At 56.9% G+C, this 22,256-nt stretch carries 18 protein-coding genes; 16 read left to right on the top strand and 2 right to left on the bottom strand.

The annotated features are described in order from the left end of the window. The first annotated feature begins 37 nt into the window (after window positions 1-37). The 15 genes from CYR55_RS19975 to galU (CYR55_RS19905) all read left to right on the top strand — a co-directional run bounded on the left by CYR55_RS19975 (window position 38) and on the right by galU (CYR55_RS19905) (window position 19,028). Window positions 38-1,207 (top strand): glycosyltransferase, encoded by a 1,170-nt coding sequence (locus CYR55_RS19975; protein ID WP_101818095.1) that lies wholly within the window; start codon window positions 38-40, stop codon window positions 1,205-1,207. Beyond that, complete coding sequence (locus CYR55_RS19970; protein WP_241522195.1) at window positions 1,204-2,442, top strand: O-antigen ligase family protein; 1,239 nt, start codon at window positions 1,204-1,206, stop codon at window positions 2,440-2,442. The genes CYR55_RS19975 and CYR55_RS19970 overlap by 4 nt, the downstream gene beginning before the upstream one ends. Then, on the top strand, window positions 2,435-3,442 hold the full coding sequence (locus CYR55_RS19965; RefSeq protein WP_101818094.1) for a glycosyltransferase family 4 protein: 1,008 nt from the start codon (window positions 2,435-2,437) through the stop codon (window positions 3,440-3,442). The genes CYR55_RS19970 and CYR55_RS19965 overlap by 8 nt, the downstream gene beginning before the upstream one ends. Continuing rightward, window positions 3,432-4,586, top strand: coding sequence for a glycosyltransferase family 4 protein (locus tag CYR55_RS19960; protein WP_101818093.1), 1,155 nt, complete (start codon window positions 3,432-3,434; stop codon window positions 4,584-4,586). The genes CYR55_RS19965 and CYR55_RS19960 overlap by 11 nt, the downstream gene beginning before the upstream one ends. Window positions 4,587-4,603: 17 nt before the next feature. Continuing rightward, a complete protein-coding gene (gene cpsB / locus CYR55_RS19955) occupies window positions 4,604-6,058 on the top strand; it encodes a mannose-1-phosphate guanyltransferase (protein ID WP_101818092.1) in 1,455 nt (484 codons plus the stop codon). A 101-nt stretch (window positions 6,059-6,159) separates the two neighbouring features. Next, entirely contained in the window at window positions 6,160-7,533 is a 1,374-nt protein-coding gene (gene cpsG, locus CYR55_RS19950; RefSeq protein ID WP_101818091.1) for a phosphomannomutase CpsG, read from the top strand. 90 nt (window positions 7,534-7,623) lie between these two features. Further along, on the top strand, window positions 7,624-9,057 hold the full coding sequence (gene wbaP / locus CYR55_RS19945; RefSeq protein WP_101818090.1) for an undecaprenyl-phosphate galactose phosphotransferase WbaP: 1,434 nt from the start codon (window positions 7,624-7,626) through the stop codon (window positions 9,055-9,057). Between the two features lie 76 nt (window positions 9,058-9,133). Continuing rightward, window positions 9,134-10,024, top strand: a complete 891-nt coding sequence (gene galU / locus CYR55_RS19940; protein WP_165699637.1) for a UTP--glucose-1-phosphate uridylyltransferase GalU — start codon at window positions 9,134-9,136, stop codon at window positions 10,022-10,024. Between the two features lie 43 nt (window positions 10,025-10,067). Then, entirely contained in the window at window positions 10,068-10,973 is a 906-nt protein-coding gene (locus CYR55_RS19935) for a sugar phosphate nucleotidyltransferase (protein ID WP_101818089.1), read from the top strand. Window positions 10,974-11,167: 194 nt separating this feature from the next. Then, window positions 11,168-13,099, top strand: a complete 1,932-nt coding sequence (locus tag CYR55_RS19930) for a hypothetical protein (RefSeq protein ID WP_101818088.1) — start codon at window positions 11,168-11,170, stop codon at window positions 13,097-13,099. 177 nt (window positions 13,100-13,276) lie between these two features. Beyond that, complete coding sequence (locus tag CYR55_RS19925) at window positions 13,277-14,758, top strand: MOP flippase family protein (RefSeq protein WP_101818087.1); 1,482 nt, start codon at window positions 13,277-13,279, stop codon at window positions 14,756-14,758. Between the two features lie 11 nt (window positions 14,759-14,769). After that, complete coding sequence (locus CYR55_RS19920) at window positions 14,770-15,717, top strand: polysaccharide pyruvyl transferase family protein (protein ID WP_165699636.1); 948 nt, start codon at window positions 14,770-14,772, stop codon at window positions 15,715-15,717. Continuing rightward, window positions 15,714-16,712: a glycosyltransferase gene (locus tag CYR55_RS19915; RefSeq protein WP_101818085.1), complete on the top strand. Its 999-nt coding sequence runs from the start codon at window positions 15,714-15,716 to the stop codon at window positions 16,710-16,712. Before CYR55_RS19920 ends, CYR55_RS19915 begins: the two co-directional genes overlap by 4 nt. Window positions 16,713-16,860: 148 nt before the next feature. Further along, window positions 16,861-17,877 carry a UDP-glucose 4-epimerase GalE gene (gene galE / locus CYR55_RS19910; protein WP_101818084.1) on the top strand — a complete coding sequence of 339 codons (1,017 nt, stop codon included), beginning with the start codon at window positions 16,861-16,863 and terminating at the stop codon, window positions 17,875-17,877. A 263-nt stretch (window positions 17,878-18,140) separates the two neighbouring features. Further along, the gene (gene galU, locus CYR55_RS19905) at window positions 18,141-19,028 is read left to right on the top strand and encodes a UTP--glucose-1-phosphate uridylyltransferase GalU (protein ID WP_101818083.1); all 888 of its coding nucleotides are present in this window, start codon (window positions 18,141-18,143) and stop codon (window positions 19,026-19,028) included. A 70-nt stretch (window positions 19,029-19,098) separates the two neighbouring features. Here the strand turns inward: galU (CYR55_RS19905) and rfbA are convergent, their stop codons facing one another. Next, a complete protein-coding gene (gene rfbA / locus CYR55_RS19900; protein WP_101818082.1) occupies window positions 19,099-19,965 on the bottom strand; it encodes a glucose-1-phosphate thymidylyltransferase RfbA in 867 nt (288 codons plus the stop codon). Between the two features lie 19 nt (window positions 19,966-19,984). Next, window positions 19,985-21,049, bottom strand: a complete 1,065-nt coding sequence (gene rffG, locus CYR55_RS19895; protein ID WP_101818081.1) for a dTDP-glucose 4,6-dehydratase — start codon at window positions 21,047-21,049, stop codon at window positions 19,985-19,987. Window positions 21,050-21,655: 606 nt separating this feature from the next. On the opposite strand from rffG, the gene rfbC reads away from it, so the two are divergent. Continuing rightward, window positions 21,656-22,189, top strand: a complete 534-nt coding sequence (gene rfbC, locus CYR55_RS19890; protein ID WP_101818114.1) for a dTDP-4-dehydrorhamnose 3,5-epimerase — start codon at window positions 21,656-21,658, stop codon at window positions 22,187-22,189. Window positions 22,190-22,256: the final 67 nt, after the last annotated feature.

Genomic DNA, 22,256 nt, shown 5'->3' with positions numbered 1-22,256 from the left:
GCATTTTTTCCGATAACTCACAGAGCCGCGACGCCGTATGCCAACGCTAAAAAATCGTCACATTGCCATTGTTTTCACCGCTGCCATTGTGGGCGGCCATGAACTGATGGCTCTCGAGCACATTAAAAAACTTCGGCACAAAGGGCTGAAGCTGACCTGCTTTGTGCCGGATGATAACCAGAAGCTGATGGCGATCCTGGATCAGGCACACATCCCTTACCAGCAACACGATGTGCGCCACCAGAAACTGGAGATCCTGCACGCCTTCTTCAACCTGGGCCTGCGCGCCCGTGCGGCCCGCTTCCTGAAAGCGCTGGCCCCGCGGGTGGATGACATTGTGCTTATCCAGGGGGATATCGAACTCGGGTCGGTGTTCGTCAATATGGCGGCGCGCCAGAAGATTTCGGTGATCTCCTATATTCCTTACGCCCACAGCTTCAGCAAAATGGGGGCGAAACTGGCACGGGTGAAAGATGCGCTGGGCGCGGTGGCCTATAAGCGCTGCCAACGCTACATCACCATTTCCGCCTGTTTCGCCGACGACCTGCGCCGCTGGAACCCCCGGGCGCAGGTGCGCGTGCTGCCGAACTTTGTGCCGGCCCCGCCGGTGGCTGAGATCCGCGGCGTCGGGTATGCCTTTACCCCACAACCCGGCACCGTGCGCATCCTGATGCCGGGCCGCGTCAGCTTCCGCCAGAAAGGGCAGGATGTACTGGCAGACGCGCTGGCGCGCCTCGGCTCTCTGCCGGTGACCTTTGACGTGGTGGTGGCAGGTGACGGCCCGGATCTTGAGGCACTGAAAGCGCGGGCCGCCACGCTGCCGGACAACGTGCGTTTCCGCTTCCTCGGCTGGGTCAGCCCGGTGTGGCCCTATGCCACCGGGGCGGATTTCATCGTGATCCCGTCGCAGTTTGAGGGTGTGCCGCTGGTGATGCTGGAAGCCCAGAAGCGCAACATCCCAATCATCGCCTCGCGCCGTGACGGGATGAAAGATTACCTGCCCGCGGACGCGGTGTATGGGGCAGAGGACGCGGCCGATGAGCCGGCGGCCCTGGCCGCAAAAATTTCTGACTATGTCAGCACACAGCACGGCATCACTGCCCGCCGGCCGGAGGGCACGCGCCTTCCCGGCGCGGGGCAGGCGAGCCGCCAGACCCTGAATGCCGGTCACTCCGTCAACTCTACAATAAAAGAAGAACGTCTATGATGATGAGCAGCTCACGGGCCATGAGCATGGGAAACAGCCGCGGCCTGTCGATTTCCAGCATTGTTATTTTCTTTACCGCCATCGCCTGTCAGCTTACTGACGTGGCGCTGGGGCCGGTCAAGGTATGGGAGCTGATGGCGATCTCCCTGTTCCCGTTCTTTATCCGCCGTATTGAAACCAAACTGCTGGTGTTCCTGGTGGTGTTTGTGCTGCTGATGTTGCTCTCGCTGTTCAAGGGGGCCACCGCCGACGTCTACTTCTCCAACTACGGCGGGCTGAAAAGCAAGTACGTTATTTCGCTGGTGCGGTTTGTGGAGCTGGTGCTCTGCCTGGTGGTGGCCTGCCTGCCGTTTAACTTCTACCGCAACAACGGCCTCTCCTACACGGACATTGTGCGCAAGTTCCTGAACTATAACGGCATCATCCTGCTTGGGATCTTTGCGCTGTTTATGGTGGACGTGGCCGCCGGCAGCAAGCTGGTCTCTTACGGCCCGACGCACCGTATGCGCGGCTTCTATGTGGAAGGCGGCCCGTATGGCCTCTACATCAGTACCCTGCTGCTGCTCGAGCTGATGTTCCTGAAGCGTAAGCTGTTCCTGTCGCTGTTTGCCGTGGCGCTGCTGCTGTCGCAATCCAAGGCCGGTATCGTCGGTGCGGCGGTGTTCGGCTTCCTGGCGATGACCTTCCGTTACCCGTTCCTGCGCAGCTTCATTAACCCGAAAAATGTGTTCCGCTTCTCCACCCTGATGCTGGTGGGCGTACTGCTCGGCGGCGCGGTGATGTACAAGGTGGCGGAAAACTATGTGGATGACCTGAGCAACCTCAACGAGGTGCTGGCGCTGCGCGGCAATGACCCGTCGTTGGTGATGGGGCGAATCGCCGCCACCTATATCGGGCCGAATATCATTGCAGATAACCCCTATATTGGTGTGGGCCTCGGGGCTTATTCCCTGGTGCGGAATAATTCCGAATACCGCGGCCCGTTCCCGGTAGTCCCCGGCTGGGATTTAACCGGCCTGGGCGGATTTTTCAACCTGATGATTGAGAATGGCGCAATAGGGGTAATCCTGTTTTTAATCGCCACAATCCGGTATTTCAAATTCAATGAAATGGGCATGGTGTTTTTTGTCCTGTTCGTTCTGCCGTTTTTACTCGGTGCGCAGTTATATATGGTGTATCCGTGGTTATACCTCGGGTTTTATAGTGTCTATCGCAGAGAGATGACTAATGAGTAGGATTATTTTCGACAACCGATGGGACGGTTCAGGCGGCATTGGTACTTTCGCGGATGAGATTAATCGGATAAATAAGTTTGAGAGTGCAAATTTTTCCGGCAAACCGGTTTCCCCGGCGGATACGATAAAAACGGCGATGGCCAGTCTGTCAAAACGCGGTGATGTGATTTTTTTCCCGGGATATATCCCGCCGCTGTTTTCGAAAATTCCTTATGTGTTTACGGTGCACGACCTGAATCACCTGGATCGGCCTGAAAACTCCAGTAAGTTCAAGCGTTTGTTTTATCAAGTGATTATCCGGAACGGGTGCAGGAAGGCGAAAAAAATCCTGACCGTTTCAGAATTTTCCAAGCGACGCATTGTGGAGTGGAGTGGTATTAATCCTAATAAGGTCATTAACGTCGGTAATGGCGTATCAGAAAGTTTTAATGTTGATGTAAAACCTTATAATGTCGACTTCAAATACTTCTTGTGTGTGAGTAACCGCAAAGCCCACAAAAATGAGCTGCGGACACTGGAAGCCTTCAGTAAGGCGAATTTACCGCCAGAGGTAAAGCTGGTATTTACCGGCAAGCCGAATGAAGAGCTGACCACCTTAATGGAAAAATTAAAGGTGACCGACCGGGTACATTTTACCCACTTTGTCGCCCTGGAAGATTTGCCTTCACTCTATAAGAGCGCAAGCGGCCTGGTATTTGCCTCGCTGTATGAAGGATTTGGCCTGCCGGTTATTGAAGCCATGGCCTGCGGCACGCCGGTGATTACCTCGAATACCACCTCATTGCCGGAAGTGGCGGGCGATGCGGCTATTTTGGTCAACCCACTGGATGTGGACGATATTTCAACTGCAATGAACCAGCTCTATTTTAATGAGGCATTGCGGGAAAAACTGATTGCGAAAGGATTCATTCAGGCGAAGAAATTTTCGTGGGAAAAAACCGCTGAGAAAGTCAGGAAAGCCCTGAATGAAGTCATTGCCGAGGAACACAATGGAAAATAACTATAGCGTAGGGTTTGTCACCGATTGGCTGGTGACCTACGCCGGTGCCGAGAAGGTGCTGAGCGAACTGGTGCAGATCTACCCGGACGCGGATCTCTACTCCGTGATTGATTTCCTGTCTGACAAAGATCGCCAGAAAATCGGCAACAAACGCGCCATCACCTCCTTCGCGCAGAACCTGCCGCGGGTGAAGAAGAAGTACCAGAACTACCTGCCGCTGATGCCGCTGGCGATTGAGCAACTGGATGTCTCCGCGCATGACGTGGTGCTCTCCAGTTCCCACGCGGTGGCAAAAGGGGTGCTGACCGGCCCGGACCAGCTGCACATCAGCTATGTGCACTCACCGATCCGCTACGCCTGGGACCTCCAGCACCAGTACCTGCGCGGTGCCGGGCTGGACAAAGGGCTGAAAGGCTCGCTGGCCAAGTACCTGCTGCACAAGATGCGCCTGTGGGACTACCGCACTGCCAAGGGTGTTGACCATTTCATCGGCAACTCGCAGTTTATTGCCCGCCGTATCCACAAGGTATACGGCCGCAAGGCGGATGTGATCTATCCGCCGGTGAACGTTGATCGCTTTATGCTGAATGAGAACAAAGAAGAGTTCTACTTCACCGCCTCGCGCATGGTGCCGTACAAGCGTATGGACCTGATCGTCGAAGCCTTTGCCGCCATGCCGGACAAAAAACTGGTAGTGATTGGCGACGGCAGCGAGATGGAGAAAGTGAAACGCCTGGCTAAGCCCAACATCGAGATCCTGGGCTTCCAGGATGACGCCACGCTGGTGGATTACATGCGCCGCGCCAAGGCGTTTGTGTTTGCCGCTGAGGAAGATTTCGGTATCTCCCCGGTGGAAGCGCAGGCCTGCGGCACGCCGGTGATTGCCTTCGGCAAGGGTGGGGCGCTGGAAACCGTGCGCCCGCTGGGCGTGGCGCAGCCGACCGGCCTGTTCTTTGACGCGCAGACCGTGCCGAGCCTGGTGGCCGCCGTTGAACGTTTCGAACAGAACCGCGACGCGATTACCGCCGCGGACTGCCGGCTGAATGCCACCAAGTTTTCAGAAGCGCGTTTCCGTCAGGAGATGCGGCAATACGTCGATGCCAAATGGCAGGCGTTCAACGAATCCAAGCAGATCATTTACTAGGTGTAAGGGGAAATCTCATGAGCTCAACGAAACTCTATCCAGTGATTATGGCAGGCGGCTCCGGCAGCCGTTTGTGGCCCTTATCCCGTATTCTTTACCCGAAGCAGTTCCTGAACCTGAACGGCAGCGAGACTATGCTGCAATCCACGCTGAAACGCCTGGATGGGCTGAGCTGCCAGAACCCGGTGGTGATCTGCAACGAAGTACACCGCTTTATTGTGGCGGAACAGCTGCGTGAAATGGGCAAGCTGACCAAAAACATCATTCTGGAGCCGGCCGGCCGTAACACCGCCCCGGCGATCGCCCTGGCGGCCCTGACGGTGGACCAGGCTGAAGGCGCGGACGAAGACCCGCTGATGCTGGTGCTGGCCGCAGACCACGTGATCAAAGACACCGCCGCTTTCCAGAAAGCCGTGACTGACGCCATCCCGTATGCGCAGGAAGGCAAACTGGTGACCTTCGGCATCGTGCCGACCGGCCCGGAAACCGGCTACGGTTACATCAAGCGCGGCGAAGCCGTGGCGCTGGACAACCCGGTCAACGCGCCGGATGAAGTGGCGTTCAGCGTGGCCGAGTTCCGTGAAAAACCGGATCTGGCCACCGCCCAGGCGTACCTGGAGAGCGGCCACTACTACTGGAACAGCGGCATGTTCCTGTTCCGTGCCAGCCGTTACCTGGAAGAGCTGAACAAATTCCGCGCCGACATCGGCGGGGCCTGTGCCGACGCCGTGGGCACCATCGACCCGGACCTCGATTTCGTGCGGGTGGACGTGGACGCGTTCCTGCGCTGCCCGGACGAATCCATTGACTATGCGGTGATGGAAAAAACCCAGGACGCCATCGTGGTACCGATGGACGCCGGCTGGAGCGACGTCGGCTCGTGGTCTTCCCTGTGGGAAATCAGCGAGAAAGACGAACTCGGCAACGTGCATCAGGGTGATGTCATCAGCCACAACTCGCAGGACAACTATGTGTTTGCAGAGTCAAGCCTGGTGACCACCGTGGGCGTGCAGAACCTGGTGGTAGTGCAGACCAAAGACGCCGTGCTGATTGCCGACGTTAACCAGGTGCAGGACGTGAAGAAGATCGTTGAGAAGATCAAATCCGCCGGTCGCCAGGAACACCACATTCACCGCGAAGTTTACCGTCCGTGGGGCAAATATGACTCCATCGACGCCGGTGCGCGTTACCAGGTGAAACGCATCACCGTGAAGCCGGGCGAGAAACTCTCCCTGCAGATGCACCATCACCGTGCTGAGCACTGGGTGGTGGTCGCCGGGACGGCCAAAGTCACCAAGGGCGAAGAGCAATTTATCCTGACGGAAAATGAATCCATTTATATTCCGCTGGGTGAAACCCATTCGCTGGAAAACCCCGGCAAAATTTCGCTGGATTTAATTGAAGTGCGCTCGGGCGCCTATCTGGAAGAGGATGATATTGTCCGTTTCCAGGACAATTACGGCCGGGTGTAATTTACCCTTTATTATCTTTTTATTATTCACCAGATTATTATTCACCAGGGCGTGCCGTTTCCGGCACGCCGGTGTGGGATATTTTGCTCAAGGAACTGTATATGCCAACTTCATTGTCATGCTTTAAAGCCTACGATATTCGCGGTCAATTAGGTGAAGAACTTAATGAGGATATTGCTTACCGGATCGGGCGTGCCTATGGGGAATATCTGAAGCCGGAGACGATTGTCGTCGGTGGGGATGTGCGTCTGACCAGCGAAGGGCTGAAACTCGCCCTGGCCAAAGGGTTGCAGGACGCCGGCACCAACGTGATTGACATCGGCCTGAGCGGCACGGAAGAGATCTACTTCGCCACCTTCCACCTGGGCATTGACGGCGGCATCGAAGTCACCGCCAGCCACAACCCGATGAACTACAACGGCATGAAGCTGGTGCGTGAAAACGCTAAGCCGATCAGCGGCGACACCGGCCTGCGCGATGTGCAGCGCCTGGCGGAAGCCAACGATTTCGCCCCGGTTGACCCGGCCAAACGCGGCAGCTACAAGCAGATCTCCCTGCTGGATGCCTACACCGAACACCTGCTGGGCTACGTGGACCTGAAAAACTTCACCCCGCTGAAGCTGGTGCTCAACTCCGGTAACGGCGCGGCCGGCCATGTGGTTGACGCCATCGAAGCGCGCTTCAAAGCGCAGGGCGTGCCGGTGGAGTTCATCAAGGTGCACCACGAGGCGGACGGCAACTTCCCGAACGGCATCCCTAACCCGTTGCTGCCGGAGTGCCGCGCAGACACCACCGCCGCCGTGCTGGCGCACAACGCCGACATGGGCATCGCCTTTGACGGTGACTTTGACCGCTGCTTCCTGTTCGACGAAAAAGGCCGCTTCATTGAGGGTTACTACATCGTCGGCCTGCTGGCCCAGGCGTTCCTGGAGAAAGAGCAGGGCGCGAAAATCATCCATGACCCGCGCCTGAGCTGGAACACCGTGGACATCGTCACCACCGCCGGCGGCGAGCCGGTGATGTCCAAAACCGGTCACGCGTTCATCAAAGAGCGTATGCGCAAAGAAGACGCCATCTATGGCGGCGAAATGAGCGCGCACCACTACTTCCGCGACTTCGCCTACTGCGACAGCGGGATGATCCCGTGGTTGCTGGTGGCTGAGCTATTGTGCCTGAAGAAAAAATCGCTGGGCGAGCTGGTCTCTGACCGCATGGAAGCCTACCCGGCCTCCGGCGAGATCAACAGCGTGATTGCCAACCCGAAAGAGGCGATTCAGCGCGTGTACAACCGTTTCGCCCCGGACGCGCTGAACATCGACCAGACCGACGGCATCAGCCTGGAGTATGCCGAGTGGCGCTTCAACCTGCGCAGCTCCAACACCGAGCCGGTGGTGCGCCTGAATGTGGAATCACGCCGTAATACCGCGCTGATGAATGAAAAAACCGAAGAAATATTAAAACTATTACGGGATTAATTTTTACTTGGCACAAACGGGCAGCGCTCAGGCACGCGTTGCCCGTTTGATACCTTCTTGGCAAGTATGAATATATAAGAAGAGTCAATTATGCGCGTTTATAATGTAAATTTGAGTGGCTTTTTTGTTAAGCTGTCACTGGCAATATCCGATTTCCTGTTCTTTAATCTCTCGCTGTTTTTCGCGATCGCGATATTACGTCATGTCACTGACGACGTGTATCTCTATATTCCGCGCTACGAGATGACCTCTTTCTATTTAGCGCATCTGTTGCTCTCATTGATTGCGGTGGTCTGGTTCTGGGTTCGCCTGCGCCATTATACCTACCGTAAGCCGTTCTGGTTCGAGCTGAAAGAGACCCTGCGCACCCTGGCGATTTTCGCCATTATCGCCCTGGCGATGGTGGGCTTCTCAAAATGGGAATTATCCCGTTACTTCTGGCTGCTGACCTGGGTCACTATTCTGATCACCGTTCCGCTGGCGCGTTCGATTGTGAAACGCCTGCTGAACAAGATGGGGTACTGGCGTAAACAGACCGTGATCATCGGTAACCAGAAAAACGCCCGCGAAGCCTATGTGGCGTTGCAGAGTGAAGAAGTGCTGGGCTTTGACGTGGTGGCGTTCTATGCCGTCACCCCGTGCAGCGATACCGAAATGATGGGCAAGCCGGTGATTCAGGATGAGAAAACCCTGTGGGACCTCACCAACACTGAAGATACCCAGTTCATTGTGGCGGTGGAGTTTGAAGAGCACTCGCTGCGTGACTACTGGCTGAAAAACCTGGCGAAACATCAGTGCCGTTCGGTTTCCGTGATCCCGACCCTGCGTGGTGTGCCGCTGTACGGTACCGACATGTCGTTCATCTTCAGCCATGAGGTGATGATTCTGCGGGTCAGTAACAATCTGGCGAAACGCACCTCACGTATGATTAAGCGCGCCTTCGACATTTTTGGCTCGCTGGTGATTATGCTGCTGCTGGCACCGGTGCTGTTTATCCTGATGTATCTGGTGTCGAAAGATGGCGGCCCGTCGATCTACGGCCATGAGCGTGTAGGGCTGGGCGGCAAGAAATTCAAATGCCTGAAGTTCCGGTCGATGGTGACCAACTCTCAGGAAGTGTTGCAGAACCTGCTGGAAAACGACGCCGAAGCGCGTGCGGAGTGGGACAAGGACTTCAAACTGAAGAACGACCCGCGCATCACCAAGGTGGGCAAATTCATCCGCCGTACCAGCCTGGATGAGCTGCCGCAGCTGTGGAACGTGTTCCGTGGTGATATGAGCCTGGTCGGCCCGCGCCCGATTATTGAGAAAGAGCTGGAACGCTACGCCGGTGAGGTGGACTACTACCTGATGGCCAAACCGGGCATGACCGGCCTGTGGCAGGTCAGCGGCCGTAATGATGTGGATTATGACACCCGTGTCTATTTCGATGCGTGGTATGTCAAAAACTGGTCACTGTGGAACGACATCGCGATTCTGTTCAAGACCGTGAACGTGGTGCTGAAGCGCGATGGTGCATACTAAGAATTCTACTATTCTTAGTGATCGTTGAACGTATAACCAAACAAGTTACTACCTACACGAAAGGGAAGAAAAACCTATGGCGAATTTGAAAGCGGTAATTCCTGTAGCAGGGCTGGGGACACGTATGTTGCCTGCAACGAAGGCGATCCCAAAGGAGATGTTGCCGGTCGTGGATAAACCTCTGATCCAGTATATCGTGAATGAGTGCGTCGCCGCAGGGATCAAGGAGATCGTACTGGTCAGTCACTCCTCCAAGAATGCCATTGAAAACCACTTCGATACCTCGTTCGAACTGGAAGCAGTGCTGGAATCCCGCGTGAAGCGCCAGCTGCTGAAAGAAGTGCAGGCCATCTGCCCGCCGGACGTCACCATCATGCAGGTGCGCCAGGGCCAGGCCAAAGGCCTGGGCCATGCGGTACTGTGCGCCCAGCCGATGGTCGGTGACTCACCGTTCATCGTGCTGCTGCCGGACGTGCTGCTGGATGACTCCACCGCTGACCTGACCCGCGAGAACCTGGCGGCGATGGTGAAGCGCTTCGAAGAGACCGGCCACAGCCAGATCATGGTTGAGCCGGTGCCGGAGAAAGATGTCTCCAAATATGGCGTGGCAGACTGCAACGGTGTGGAGATCGCCCCGGGCGAAAGCACCGTGATGTCCGCCGTGGTCGAGAAGCCGAAGCAGGAAGAGGCGCCGTCCAACCTGGCCGTGGTGGGCCGTTATGTGCTGTCCAAAGACATCTGGCCAATCCTGGAGAAAACCCCGCCGGGTGCCGGTGATGAAATCCAGCTGACCGACGCCATCGCCCTGCTGATGAAGCAAGAGCCGGTAGAGGCGTTCCACATGAGCGGGAAATCCCACGACTGTGGCGACAAACTCGGTTACATGAAAGCCTTCGTGACCTATGGCGTGCGCCATGACACCGAAGGCAAGAAGTTCGCCGAATGGCTGAAGAAGCTTGACGCCTGATTTTACTGATTCTCTTCAATTGCATTGAGCTGTGAGGACTTTTATGACGACGTTGAAAGCGGTTATTCCGGTGGCGGGGCTGGGCATGCGTATGCTGCCCGCAACCAAAGCGATTCCGAAAGAGATGCTGCCGATAGTTGATAAACCGATTATCCAGCACATCATCAATGAGTGCGTGGCTGCCGGCATCAAGGACATCATCCTGGTGACCCATTCCTCCAAGAATGCCGTCGAAAACCATTTCGACACCTCATTCGAACTGGAAGCGATGCTGGAAGCGCGCGTGAAGCGCTCGCTGCTGGAAGAAGTGCAGTCCATCTGCCCGAAAGGCGTCACCATCATGCATATCCGCCAGGGCCAGCCGCTTGGCCTGGGCCATGCAGTGCAGTGCGCCAAACCGCTGGTGGACGGCTCGCCGTTCGTGGTCGTGCTGCCGGACGTGCTGATTGACGATGCGCAGGCCAGCTACCAGCGTGACAACCTGGCGGAAATGGTCCGGCATTTTGAAGAGACCGGTGAAAGCCAGGTTCTGGTACAGCCGCTGGGCGCAGAGGAGCTGCCGAACTATTCGGTGATCAGCTGCGAAAATACCGCGCTGCAACCGGGCGAAACCAGCCGTATCACCAAAATGGTAGAGAAGCCGGATGATACCACCGGCCTTGACTCCAACCTGGCGGCAGTAGGGCGCTACGTGCTCTCGGCGGACATCTGGCCGTTCCTGGAGAAGACCGAGCCGGGTGCCTGGGGCCGCATTCAGCTGACCGATGCCATTGATGCCCTGAAGGATCACAGCCCGGTCAACGCGCTGGCGCTGAAAGGCACCGCCTATAACTGTGGTGAGAAGCTGGGCTATATGCAGGCTTACGTCAGTTACGGCCTGCGTCACGACAAGCAGGGCGAGGATTTCAAACAGTGGCTGGCTGAATTTAAAAAGCAGGCCACTGCCTGAGGCGCTCCCCGCGCACTCTGCCATCCTGTTAGATCAGGCTGCCGGGCGCGGTTCCCCCCATCCGGGGGGGCCGCGGCCCGGCCCATCGTTATGCGCTTCCCTTTATTGAATCACAGACTGGTCTGGCTGCCCGTTGTGGCCGGCCGGTCTGCGTTTTTTTGCGCGCTGTTTTCCGCTTTTGTTATGAGGTTCTGATGCGACTGCTTAAAAATTTGACCGATAAAACTAAAAATACGATTAACACTTCCCGCCGGTCGGCACTGACCAAAGTGCTGGTGGGTACACCTCTGGTCGCATTGCTCACGCTCGAAAAAACCCAGGCCGCGCCCGCCGCTGCCGCCCCTATCACCACGCTGCCGCCTGACAATGAGATGACCGGGAAAGATCTGCGCCGCATGATGCGCGCCAGTGACGGCCTGAAATCGATTGGGCGCTGTTCCAACATCCGCGATCTGCGGACCATTGAGCCGACCATTATCGGCCAGAAAATTGACGTGGCCAGCTACCATCCGGGCTGGTCAGACATCGCCAACGGTGCGCTCGGCGGCGGTGAGTTCTGGTATGACGCCGCAGACACCTCCTCGCCGGATGACGGCGGCCGGGTGATTGTCACCAAAGGCGGCAAGCGCTGGAAACGCATCACCGACCAGCTGCTGCCGAGCCATTTCGGCTGCGTGCCCGGCGGCAAAGTGGACGTCACCGACAATATGCGCCGCTACATCAACGCCTGTCAGGGCGGGGTGGCGGACTTCACCAACGGCCCGTGGCTTATCAGCGGTACCCTGGATTTGACCAACCTGTCGAAAATTGTCAGCGACAGCACCGGCAAATTCATGGTGGACACCGAAAACTTCCACGGTGACTGGGCGATCCAGCTCGGTGACCCGAAACAGAAAGCCGGGCAGGGCCGCTGCGGCAGCGTCTCGCTGGACGGCATCCTGATCGCGCACTCCCACAGCCGCAGCCGCAAGCTGAACGGCATCTATATGAAAGGCAGCTGGCTGAACATCGGCCATGTGCGTGCCGAGAACTTTAACGGCATCGGCATCTATCAGGATTCGGTGTGGGATTCCACCACCCAGCGGTTGTCGGCAGAGCTGTGCGGCAACATCAGCACGCCGCAAATCAAGCTCGGCAGCAACGGCGACACCCATAACGCCTCGCACATCGTCAGTATCCAGAGTGAGCAGGCCTACCACTATTCGCTTTACATTGATGTGCTGCGCGATGTGATTGACAACATCCACGCTGAGCGCACCTACATCCTGACCAATGATGACGGCACCAAGCTCCAGTCAAATGTCAAATACCGCAACGTGTTTATCCTGCTCGGCAACTCGATAATCAACCACGCCGTGATGGACGCCGCGACCACCAAAACCGCGCCGGACGGCACGCCGGTCACCAGCCACCAGCTCTCTGTCAACCTGAATGCCGACTATGGCGCGGTCAACACCCTGAACGCCCGCAACAGCATTCTGTGCACCAATTTCGGCCATCTCTCCACCTTTGATGTGGTGGCGTGCGACGCGTGGTACTTCTCCGATCCGGTGACCAAACTGTCGATTTCCGACCTGCGCGCCAAACGCGTGGTCGCTTCCTCCGATCTTCAGTTCACCAACTGCGTAATTTCAGAGGAATTCGAATTACGCTTTAACGCAAAAAATGTGACCATGAGCTCGGTAGATATCGGATTAATTGATTTTACAGCGGAATATCAGGGCGACATCAGCTTCTCCAACTGTCATATCAAGACGGTGAAGGGGCTGGGCAAGCCGAAACCGGCGTTCTCCGTCACGGTATTCCGCGATTGCCGTATCGATAACCTCACCGGGGCCAACGGCTCGCGGGCCAGATTCTACGGTGGATTCATTAACGCCATTAATCTGGCCTCGGGCAGCAGCACGGAATTCTACGATCTCTCCTGCGGCAGTTTCGGCTACCAGGGCAGCGCGGAATTCATCACCCGCGGGGTGCGGGCGCAGAAGGTGAACAACTGGGCACACCCGCAGCATGTGCCGTTCCCGGCGGGCACCACCACCGATGTGCTGGGTGAGATTAAGGCCGGTCAGCCGTTCCGCTACATCAACGTGGACGGCAAAACCGGCTGGCGCGGTGAGAAGTAAGGCGGGGCAGGGACACGCCGTCAGGCATAAGCAGTAACGACGAAGACGCCGTGGCCCGCCTGCGCAGGCAGGCGGGCAGGACAGGTAAAATAAAAGGCGCCAGGGAGGCAGGAGACGCGCCTGGCAGCCGGTTAAGGAAAAGCACGTCATGACCTTTTGGCAAGTGGACATAACAATATGAGCTTACGCGAGAAAACAGTAAAAGGGGCCAAGTGGTCCGCCATGTCGACCTTTATCGTGATCGGGCTGAGCTTCCTGCAGATGACGATTCTGGCGCGCATGATTGACGGCCGGGAGTTCGGGCTGCTGACCATCGCCATGGTGGTGATCGCGCTGGCTGACACCCTGTCCGATTTCGGTATCTCCAACTCGATTATCCAGAAAAAAGATATCACTGAAGTCCAGCTCACCACGCTTTACTGGCTGAACGTGTGTATCGGCATTACCGTCAGCGTGCTGGCCTTTGCATTCAGCGGGCTGATTGCCCACCTGCTGCATGCGCCGGGGCTGGAGCCGCTGATCAAGGTGCTGGCGCTGGCGTTCCTGGTGATCCCGCATGGTCAGCAGTTCCGCGCGCTGATGCAAAAGGAGCTGGAGTTCTCCACCATCGGCATGATTGAGTCGCTGTGTGTGCTGGTCGGTTTCGTGACCACGCTGGCGGTGGCGTATGTCTACCCGTTTGCCATGGCAGCCATCATCGGTTACCTGGTCAACGCAGCGGTGCGTACCGCGCTGTTTGCCTACCACGGCCGTAAAATCTACCGCCCGAGCTTCAAATTCTCATTCCCGGCGGTGAAGGAAAACATCAAATTCGGCGCGTACCTTACCGCCGACAGCCTGGTGAACTTCATCAACACCAACGTCTCGACCGCCATCCTGGCGCGCACGCTGGGCCCGGTGGTGACCGGGGGCTATAACCTGGCGTACAACGTCGCGGTGATGCCGCCGACGCGCCTGAACCCGATCGTGACCCGTGTGCTGTTCCCGGCGTTCTCCAAAATCCAGGATGACATCACCAAGCTGCGTGACAACTTCTACAAGCTGATCTCGCTGGTCGGGGTGATTAACTTCCCGGCGCTGCTGGGGCTGATGGTGGTCTCCAACAACTTTGTGCTGTTTGTGTTCGGCCAGAAGTGGGCCTTCATCACCCCGATTCTGCAGATCCTCTGCATCGTCGGCCTGCTGCGCTCCGTGGGTAACCCCATCGGCTCGCTGCTGATGGCGAAGGCGCGCGTGGACATCAGTTTCAAATTTAATGTGTTCAAAGTCTTCCTGTTTATCCCGGCGATGATTATCGGCGCGAAAATGGGCGGCGCGGTGGGTGTGGCACTCGGTTTCCTGCTGGTGCAGATCCTGAACACCTACCTCAGCTATTTCATCCTGATCCGGCCGGTACTGGGCAAAAGTTATCGCCAGTATGTGGAGAGCCTGTGGCTGCCGTTCAAGATGACTATTCCTACCATTGTCGTCAGTTGGGCGGCAGGGTTTGCGTTACAGTCCCACCTGTCAGTGGGATCGGTGTTGTTTATTCAGATAGTGCTGGGTGTCGCTGCGTTTGCCCTGGTGTTGTTGTTCAGCCAGGCACCTCTGGTGTTGGAAGTGAAAGCGCAATTAATTAAAAACGAGAAATTACGGAAATTATTTAGGGCGGAATGCTAACCATGAATCATATGCAAACTTTGAAAAATGACTTGTCTGTTATCGAAAAAGTAGTACCGCGCGGCAGTAAAATTATTTACCTGGACTATCCGCTGCATCTTAACGTGGGCGACTTGCTGATTTTGAAAGGGGCAGAACAATTTTTTAAAGAGAACAACTATGATGTGCTGGTTCGCCGCTCGGACCAGACCAGTATGCAGTATGTGGAAAAAACCCGGAGCATTCCGCAGGATGTCACCATCGTGCTGCACGGTGGCGGCAACTTCGGCGACCTCTACCCGGCGCACCAGCGCCTGCGTGAGGCGGTGGTCACCAAGTTCAAAAACAACCGGGTGATCATTCTGCCGCAGACCGTTCACTTCAAAGAGCAGGCGAACCTGGAGGCTTCCGGCCGCATCTTTAAACAGCACCCGAACCTGACCATCTTCTGCCGCGACACCACCAGCAAGCAGATCCTCGAGACCCATTTCTGCGACAACGTGGTGCTCTGCCCGGATATGGCCCAATCCCTGTGGAACATTTTCCCGCAGCAGCGTAAAGAGAACATCAAACACGACCGGATGTGGATGATCCGCCGTGACATCGAAGAAACCAACCTGAGCAGCCTCGGCGAAACGCCGGACCCGGCGCACTGTGTTGACTGGCACGATATCTGTACCGACCGCGATCGCGAGTTCATGGTGATGATGCACCGCTTTGAACGCCTGAACCGCAAGATCCCGGGCAACCTGTTCCCCACCACCCGCATGTGGTATCGCTATACTGACAAGCTGGTGGCGCGGGTCAATGAGCTGTTCATGTCATATCAGTCAGTGACCACCTCGCGTATGCACGGCCATATCCTGTGCTGCCTGCTGAAGATGGACACCCGGCTGCTGGATAACTCTTATGGCAAGAACTCCGGTTACTATGAATCCTGGACCAAGTCGGTTCCCGGCTGTGAGTTAGTGAAACTATGAGCACAGACAAATCATCTGCGACACTTTCCGTCATTATCCCGGTATACAACGTCAAAAATTACCTGGAGACCGCGGTCGATTCGATCCTGAACCAGACGGTGACGCCGTCTGAGGTGGTGATCGTTGATGACGGCTCCACGGACGGCTCCGGCGATATGCTGGAGCAGTTATACGGGCATATTCCTTTTGTGCGTATTGTACATACGGAGAACCGGGGCCTCGGCGAGGCCCGCAATGAAGGTAACCGCCACGCCACCGGCGACTATATCTACTATTTCGACTCGGATGACGTGGCAGTGCCGACGCTGGTGGAGAGCTTTTACCGCCACCTGGCGGAGCACCCGGCGCTGGACATCTACTGCTTCTCGGCGGCGTCGTTCTGGGATGTGGTGCCGGAAGACCCGGAGGCCGCCAAACTGTTGCCGCAGTATGATCGTCAGCTCGACCAGCCTTATGAGAGCGGCGTCAGCGCGTTTAATATCCTGTCAGAGCGCAGTGCGTTTTACCCGAATGCCTGGCTGTATGTGTTCCGCCGCGCGCTGATTGTCGACAATAACCTCTGGTTTATGCCGATCATCCACGAGGATGAGGAGTTCACGCCGCGCCTGTTCTTTGTGGCGCAGCAGGTGGTCTCCTCCACCGAAGTGCTGTTCCGCCGCCGGGTGCGCATGGGTTCGATCATGCAGACCAACCGCAGTGAGCGGAACGTGGTTGGCTATATCGAGAGCATCCGCAGCCTGGAAGCGCTGAAATCTCAGGCGCAGGACAGCACGGTGATCAAGAACCTCTCAACCCGCATCCTGAATAACATCATCGCCATCTACCGCATCCTGAAAGAGGATGGGGTGGTGCTGTCGGACGAGAGCAGCCGCCGTTTCAATGACCTGCTGGAGCGCAACAGCACCCCGCAGGTCAAGCTGGCCGGCCGCAGCCTGTTCGCTTTCCGCGTCTATAACTTTGCCCAGCGCCGCGCAAAACAGCTGTTCGGCAGCTGAGCGCCCGGTGTCACGCGACAGCCCCGGCCGCACGCCGGGGGCTGTCAGTCTGGGGGGACGTGGGGTATGATGAAAAAAGAGTGAAATTGCAACACGTTACCCATCTATCTTTCTGTCAGTCTGGCCGATGTGCCAATCAGGAGTGACTATGTCTATTCTCGTTACCGGCGGTGCCGGTTTTATCGGTTCCCATACGGTGCTCAGCCTGTTGTCACGCGGTGATGACGTGGTGGTGCTGGATAACCTCTCCAACGCCTCTGCGGAATCCCTGCACCGGGTCGAGCAACTGGCCGGCAAGGCCCCGGCCTTCTACCAGGGCGACATCCTTGACCGCGCCTGCCTGCAAACCATTTTTGCTGAGCACCAGATCGAGGCGGTGATCCACTTTGCCGGCCTGAAAGCGGTGGGGGAATCCACCCGCAAGCCGCTGGAGTATTACGAGAATAACGTCAGCGGCACCGTGGTGCTGCTGGAAGAGATGCGCCGCGCCGGCGTCTACAACTTTATTTTCAGCTCCTCCGCCACCGTCTACGGCACCGATGCGCCGGTGCCGTATGTGGAGACCACCCCGATCGGCGGCACCACCAGCCCTTACGGCACCTCCAAACTGATGGTGGAGCAGATCCTGAAGGATTACGCCAAAGCGGATGAGAAGTTCAAGGCGATTGCCCTGCGTTACTTCAACCCGGTTGGCGCCCATGAGTCCGGCCTGATTGGCGAAGACCCGAACGGCATCCCGAACAACCTGCTGCCTTACATCGCCCAGGTGGCGATCGGCAAACTCGAGTCGCTGGGGATTTTCGGCGGTGACTACGAGACCAAAGACGGCACCGGCGTGCGTGACTACATCCACGTGATGGACCTGGCGGAGGGCCACCTGAAGGCGATGGATCACCTGCCTAACCTGCAGGGTTACAAAGCCTACAACCTGGGGGCCGGTGTCGGTTACTCGGTGCTGGAGATGGTGCAGGCGTTTGAGAAGGCCTCCGGCCGCAAAGTGCCGTACAGCATCAAGCCACGCCGTGACGGCGACCTGCCGGCGTTCTGGGCCGATGCCTGCCTGGCCAAGCAGGAGCTGGACTGGGAAGTGACGCGTGACCTCGACACCATGATGCGCGACACCTGGAACTGGCAGAGCAAGAACCCGAACGGCTACAAGGCGTAACTGCCCGGCTGTTGACGAAAGGCACCTGCGGGTGCCTTTTTTGATCGCGGTGCCTGGGTTTTTGCAGGCAGGGCAGGGGGTTAGCGGGGCATAATTCGCTGCGGGATCTGGTCAGGCGGGCGGCAGCGTGTATACTGCGGCGGCGCGAATTCGGATTATTCGCACTGTTATGTCAGCGGACGTACACGCAACGCAGCCCGGCGAGGGCAGCGCGGGCGGGGCTTCCGCTGCCCCTGGTTACCCGCGAAGAGGTAAGTGACATCATGATGAAAGCTGTTATCCCGGTTGCCGGCCTGGGCACCCGTATGCTGCCCGCCACCAAGGCGATCCCGAAAGAGATGCTGCCGATTGTGGATAAACCCCTGATCCAGTACATCGTCAATGAGTGCGCGGCCGCCGGCATCAAAGAGATTATCCTGGTAACGCACTCCTCCAAAAATGCCATTGAGAACCACTTCGACACCTCGTTTGAACTCGAAAGCATGCTGGAGACGCGCGTCAAGCGCCAGTTGCTGGACGAAGTGCAGTCGATCTGCCCGAAAGGCGTCACGGTGATGAACGTGCGCCAGGGGCACTCCAAAGGGCTGGGCCATGCGATTCTCTGCGCCCGCCCGCTGATTGGCGATGCGCCGTTCGCCGTGCTGCTGCCGGACGTGCTGATGGATGATGTCTCCTGCGACCTGAAGAAGGACAACCTGGCCGCGATGCTGGCGCGTTTTGAAGAGCAGCAGACCAGCCAGATCATGGTCGAGCCGGTGCCGCAGCAGGACGTCTCCAAATACGGCATCGTGGACTGTGCCGGCAAAGCGCTGGCGGCCGGTGCCTCCACGCCGATGCATGCGATTATTGAGAAGCCGGATGCCGACAAAGCGCCGTCTAACCTGGCGGTAGTGGGCCGGTATGTGCTGTCGAAGGAAATCTGGCCGCTGTTGCAGGTGACGCCGTACGGCGCGGGCAATGAGATCCAGCTCACTGATGCCATCGCCATGCTGATGGCCGAACACCCGGTTGAAGCCTATGCGATTGTCGGCCGTTCCCACGACTGCGGCGACAAGTTCGGCTACCTGAAAGCCTTTGTTGAGTACGGTATGCGCCACCCGACCCAGGGCGCGGCGTTCAGCGCCTGGCTGAAGCAGACCCTCGCTTCCTGAGCCGCCATAGCGCGCAGCCATAAAAAAAGCACAGCCTGCGCTGTGCTTTTTTGTCTCACCGGGCGGGGGGTTACTCCGCGATCAGATCTTTCAGGTATTTCCCGTAAGCGGTTTTCGCCAGCATCTGCGCCTGTTCCGCCACCTGCTCAGCACTCAGCCAGCCTTTGCGGAACGCAATCTCTTCCAGGCACGCGACCTTGAAGCCCTGACGTTTCTCAATGGTGTGGATGAACTGCGAGGCTTCAACCAGGCTGTCATGGGTGCCGGTGTCCAGCCAGGCAAAGCCACGCCCCAGCAGTTCCACCTTCAGCTCACCCTGTTGCAGGTACATTTCATTCAGGGTGGTGATCTCCAGCTCGCCGCGGTGCGACGGCTTGACCTGCTTGGCCATCTCCACCACGCGCTCGTCGTAGAAATAGAGCCCGGTCACCGCCCAGTGGGATTTCGGTTGCAGCGGCTTCTCTTCAATCGACAGCGCATTGAAGTTGTCATCGAACTCCACCACGCCGAAGCGCTCCGGGTCCATCACCTGATAACCGAACACCGTGGCGCCGTGGGTGCGTTCAGCCACGGATTCCAGCTTCTTGCCGAAGCTCTGGCCGAAGTAGATGTTGTCACCCAGCACCAGGGCGCAGCGCTCACCGTTGATGAACTCCTCACCAATGATAAACGCCTGGGCCAGGCCATCCGGGGACGGCTGCTCAGCGTAAGAGAGCGACAGGCCAAACTGCGAGCCGTCACCCAGCAGGCGTTTGAATGCCGGCAGGTCATCCGGGGTGCTGATAATCAAAATTTCCCGGATACCGGCCAGCATCAGCACAGAGATCGGGTAGTAGATCATCGGCTTGTCATAAATAGGAAGCAGTTGCTTCGAGATGCCGCGCGTAATCGGGTAAAGGCGGGTGCCGGAGCCGCCCGCTAAAACGATGCCTTTCATTGACTCACCTTCCAGGTAATTATTTTTGCAGGCCGAGACGCTCGCCGGCGTAGGCGCCGTTTTGCACGCGTTGCCACCACTCTTTATTGGTCAGATACCATTGCACGGTTTTCAGGATACCGCTCTCGAAGGTCTCTTCCGGTTTCCAGTCCAGGGTGCGCTCAATTTTGCTGGCATCAATGGCGTAGCGCATATCGTGGCCCGGACGGTCGGTGACATAGGTGATCAGGTCAGCAAAATGGGTAACGCCGGCCGGTTTGTCGGCAATCAGCTCATCCAGAATGCCGCAGATGGTTTTCACTACATCGATGTTTTTACGCTCGTTATGGCCGCCGATGTTGTAGGTTTCACCAATCTCACCTTCGGTCACCACTTTATACAGCGCACGCGCATGGTCTTCGACGTAGAGCCAGTCGCGGATCTGCTGGCCGTTGCCGTACACCGGCAGCGGCTTGCCGGCCAGCGCATTCAGGATAATCAGCGGGATCAGTTTTTCCGGGAAATGGTACGGGCCGTAGTTGTTGGAGCAGTTGGTCACCAGCGTCGGCAAACCGTAGGTACGCTGCCAGGCGCGCACCAGATGGTCACTGGAAGCTTTTGAGGCGGAGTAAGGGCTGCTCGGTGCATACGGGGTGGTTTCGGTAAACAGGTCATCGGTGCCGTGCAGGTCACCATACACCTCATCGGTGGAGATATGGTGCAGGCGGAAGGCCGCTTTGCGCTCGCCTTCCAGCGTTCCCCAGTAGTGGCGGGCCGCTTCCAGCAAGGAGTAGGTGCCGATGATATTGGTTTCAATAAAGGCGGCCGGGCCGTCGATAGAGCGGTCAACATGGCTCTCAGCGGCCAGGTGCATCACAACGTCAGGCTGGTAATCGGCAAACAGCGTGTCGAGGGCAGGGCGGTCGCAGATGTCCACCTGCGCGAAATGATAACGTGCATTGTCCGCCACTGCGGCCAGCGACTCCAGGTTCCCTGCGTAGGTGAGGCTGTCCACCACCAGAACGCTGTCGTCCGTGTGGTTAATGATGTGGCGCACCACCGCCGAACCGATGAACCCTGCTCCACCCGTAACCAAAATTTTCATAAACGTAGACTCATATCTGGAATATTTACTCTCACGTCACTGGCGTGAGTCGCTCAGACGTATCGATGGCACCCGGTCGCCGGATGCAACACCCTGATACAAAACCGACGAATTATACCTGTTGGCAAGATATGCTCAACAGGAATGGTCGAGGATTTAAAGATAAGTAAAACTGAGGCAATTCTTATTTTTCAGATTAATCGCAAAGTAAATGAGAATACAGGGATCGGCCGGGCATCTTACCGGGCAATAATAAGCCAAAATAAAATAAACACTAAAATTAATAGGATGCTAATCATGCAGTAAACAGCGCTTATTGTGTGAAAAACCACCGGCTGCAAGCGAAAGCGGGTCTTAAACCGGCGCGGGCGGTGGATATTGAAAAGGAGTTGTGAAGTAGAACACGGAACGTGTAACCTTCACGCTGTTTAACCCGAGATATTTCCTTTAAGAAGGTTCTGGCATAACGATCATCTGTGCTAACATTTTGGGATAAATTACACCCGCAATCAGACGCATACTTGATATGTTTTTGACAGGGTATTTTCCCAGCGGAATGAGATATCGGCAGCACGTTGGCGTGTCAGTATATGAGTGAATGACGAAATGAATGTGATTGAGACCCGGGTCAAAGGTGTGAAACTGATCGAGCCTAACGTTTTTGGCGATCAGCGCGGCTTCTTTTTAGAAACGTTCCAGCGGGATCGCTATCAGGAAATGCTTGATATCGATCTGGAATTTGTTCAGGACAACCACTCGCGCTCCTCGCAGGGTGTGTTGCGCGGCCTTCATTTCCAGACGGCCAGACCCCAGGGGAAACTGGTGCGTGTCGTGCGGGGTGAAGTGTTTGATGTCGTGGTCGATATCCGCCCCGATTCCCCCTCTTTCAGGCAGTGGGTCGGCGTGACCCTCTCCGAAGAGAACAAAAACCAGCTGTGGGTGCCGCCTGGCCTGGCGCACGGGTTTGTCGTGATTTCAGAGTTTGCCGATTTTGAATACAAGTGCACGGATTACTATGATCCGGCCAACGAAGGCTGCCTGATTTGGAACGACCCGGAAGTGGGCATCGACTGGCCGGTGGCTGAGCCGCGCCTTTCGGCGAAAGACCAGCTGGGCAAAACGTTCTCTGAATTGTTCTGAACAGACGCAGTGCCTTTTACCGAGGCCCCGGGAGAACCCTGGGGCCTTTTCCCTTATAAAGGCTGAG

It is taken from the genome of Chimaeribacter californicus (genome assembly GCF_002858675.1).
GTDB lineage: Bacteria > Pseudomonadota > Gammaproteobacteria > Enterobacterales > Enterobacteriaceae > Chimaeribacter > Chimaeribacter californicus.
The sequence above is the reverse complement of the archived record's forward strand: the minus strand, read 5'-3'. Positions and strand labels throughout refer to the sequence as shown.

Excerpts from the sequence above, each read along its gene's own strand:
- CYR55_RS19975 (WP_101818095.1), top strand. The coding sequence starts at position 38 with ATGCCAACGCTAAAAAATCGTCACATTGCCATTGTTTTCACCGCTGCC.
- CYR55_RS19970 (WP_241522195.1), top strand. The coding sequence starts at position 1,204 with ATGATGATGAGCAGCTCACGGGCCATGAGCATGGGAAACAGCCGCGGC.
- CYR55_RS19965 (WP_101818094.1), top strand. The coding sequence starts at position 2,435 with ATGAGTAGGATTATTTTCGACAACCGATGGGACGGTTCAGGCGGCATT.
- CYR55_RS19960 (WP_101818093.1), top strand. The coding sequence starts at position 3,432 with ATGGAAAATAACTATAGCGTAGGGTTTGTCACCGATTGGCTGGTGACC.
- cpsB (WP_101818092.1), top strand. The coding sequence starts at position 4,604 with ATGAGCTCAACGAAACTCTATCCAGTGATTATGGCAGGCGGCTCCGGC.
- cpsG (WP_101818091.1), top strand. The coding sequence starts at position 6,160 with ATGCCAACTTCATTGTCATGCTTTAAAGCCTACGATATTCGCGGTCAA.
- wbaP (WP_101818090.1), top strand. The coding sequence starts at position 7,624 with ATGCGCGTTTATAATGTAAATTTGAGTGGCTTTTTTGTTAAGCTGTCA.
- galU (WP_165699637.1), top strand. The coding sequence starts at position 9,134 with ATGGCGAATTTGAAAGCGGTAATTCCTGTAGCAGGGCTGGGGACACGT.
- CYR55_RS19935 (WP_101818089.1), top strand. The coding sequence starts at position 10,068 with ATGACGACGTTGAAAGCGGTTATTCCGGTGGCGGGGCTGGGCATGCGT.
- CYR55_RS19930 (WP_101818088.1), top strand. The coding sequence starts at position 11,168 with ATGCGACTGCTTAAAAATTTGACCGATAAAACTAAAAATACGATTAAC.
- CYR55_RS19925 (WP_101818087.1), top strand. The coding sequence starts at position 13,277 with ATGAGCTTACGCGAGAAAACAGTAAAAGGGGCCAAGTGGTCCGCCATG.
- CYR55_RS19920 (WP_165699636.1), top strand. The coding sequence starts at position 14,770 with ATGCAAACTTTGAAAAATGACTTGTCTGTTATCGAAAAAGTAGTACCG.
- CYR55_RS19915 (WP_101818085.1), top strand. The coding sequence starts at position 15,714 with ATGAGCACAGACAAATCATCTGCGACACTTTCCGTCATTATCCCGGTA.
- galE (WP_101818084.1), top strand. The coding sequence starts at position 16,861 with ATGTCTATTCTCGTTACCGGCGGTGCCGGTTTTATCGGTTCCCATACG.
- galU (WP_101818083.1), top strand. The coding sequence starts at position 18,141 with ATGATGAAAGCTGTTATCCCGGTTGCCGGCCTGGGCACCCGTATGCTG.
- rfbA (WP_101818082.1), bottom strand. The coding sequence starts at position 19,965 with ATGAAAGGCATCGTTTTAGCGGGCGGCTCCGGCACCCGCCTTTACCCG.
- rffG (WP_101818081.1), bottom strand. The coding sequence starts at position 21,049 with ATGAAAATTTTGGTTACGGGTGGAGCAGGGTTCATCGGTTCGGCGGTG.
- rfbC (WP_101818114.1), top strand. The coding sequence starts at position 21,656 with ATGAATGTGATTGAGACCCGGGTCAAAGGTGTGAAACTGATCGAGCCT.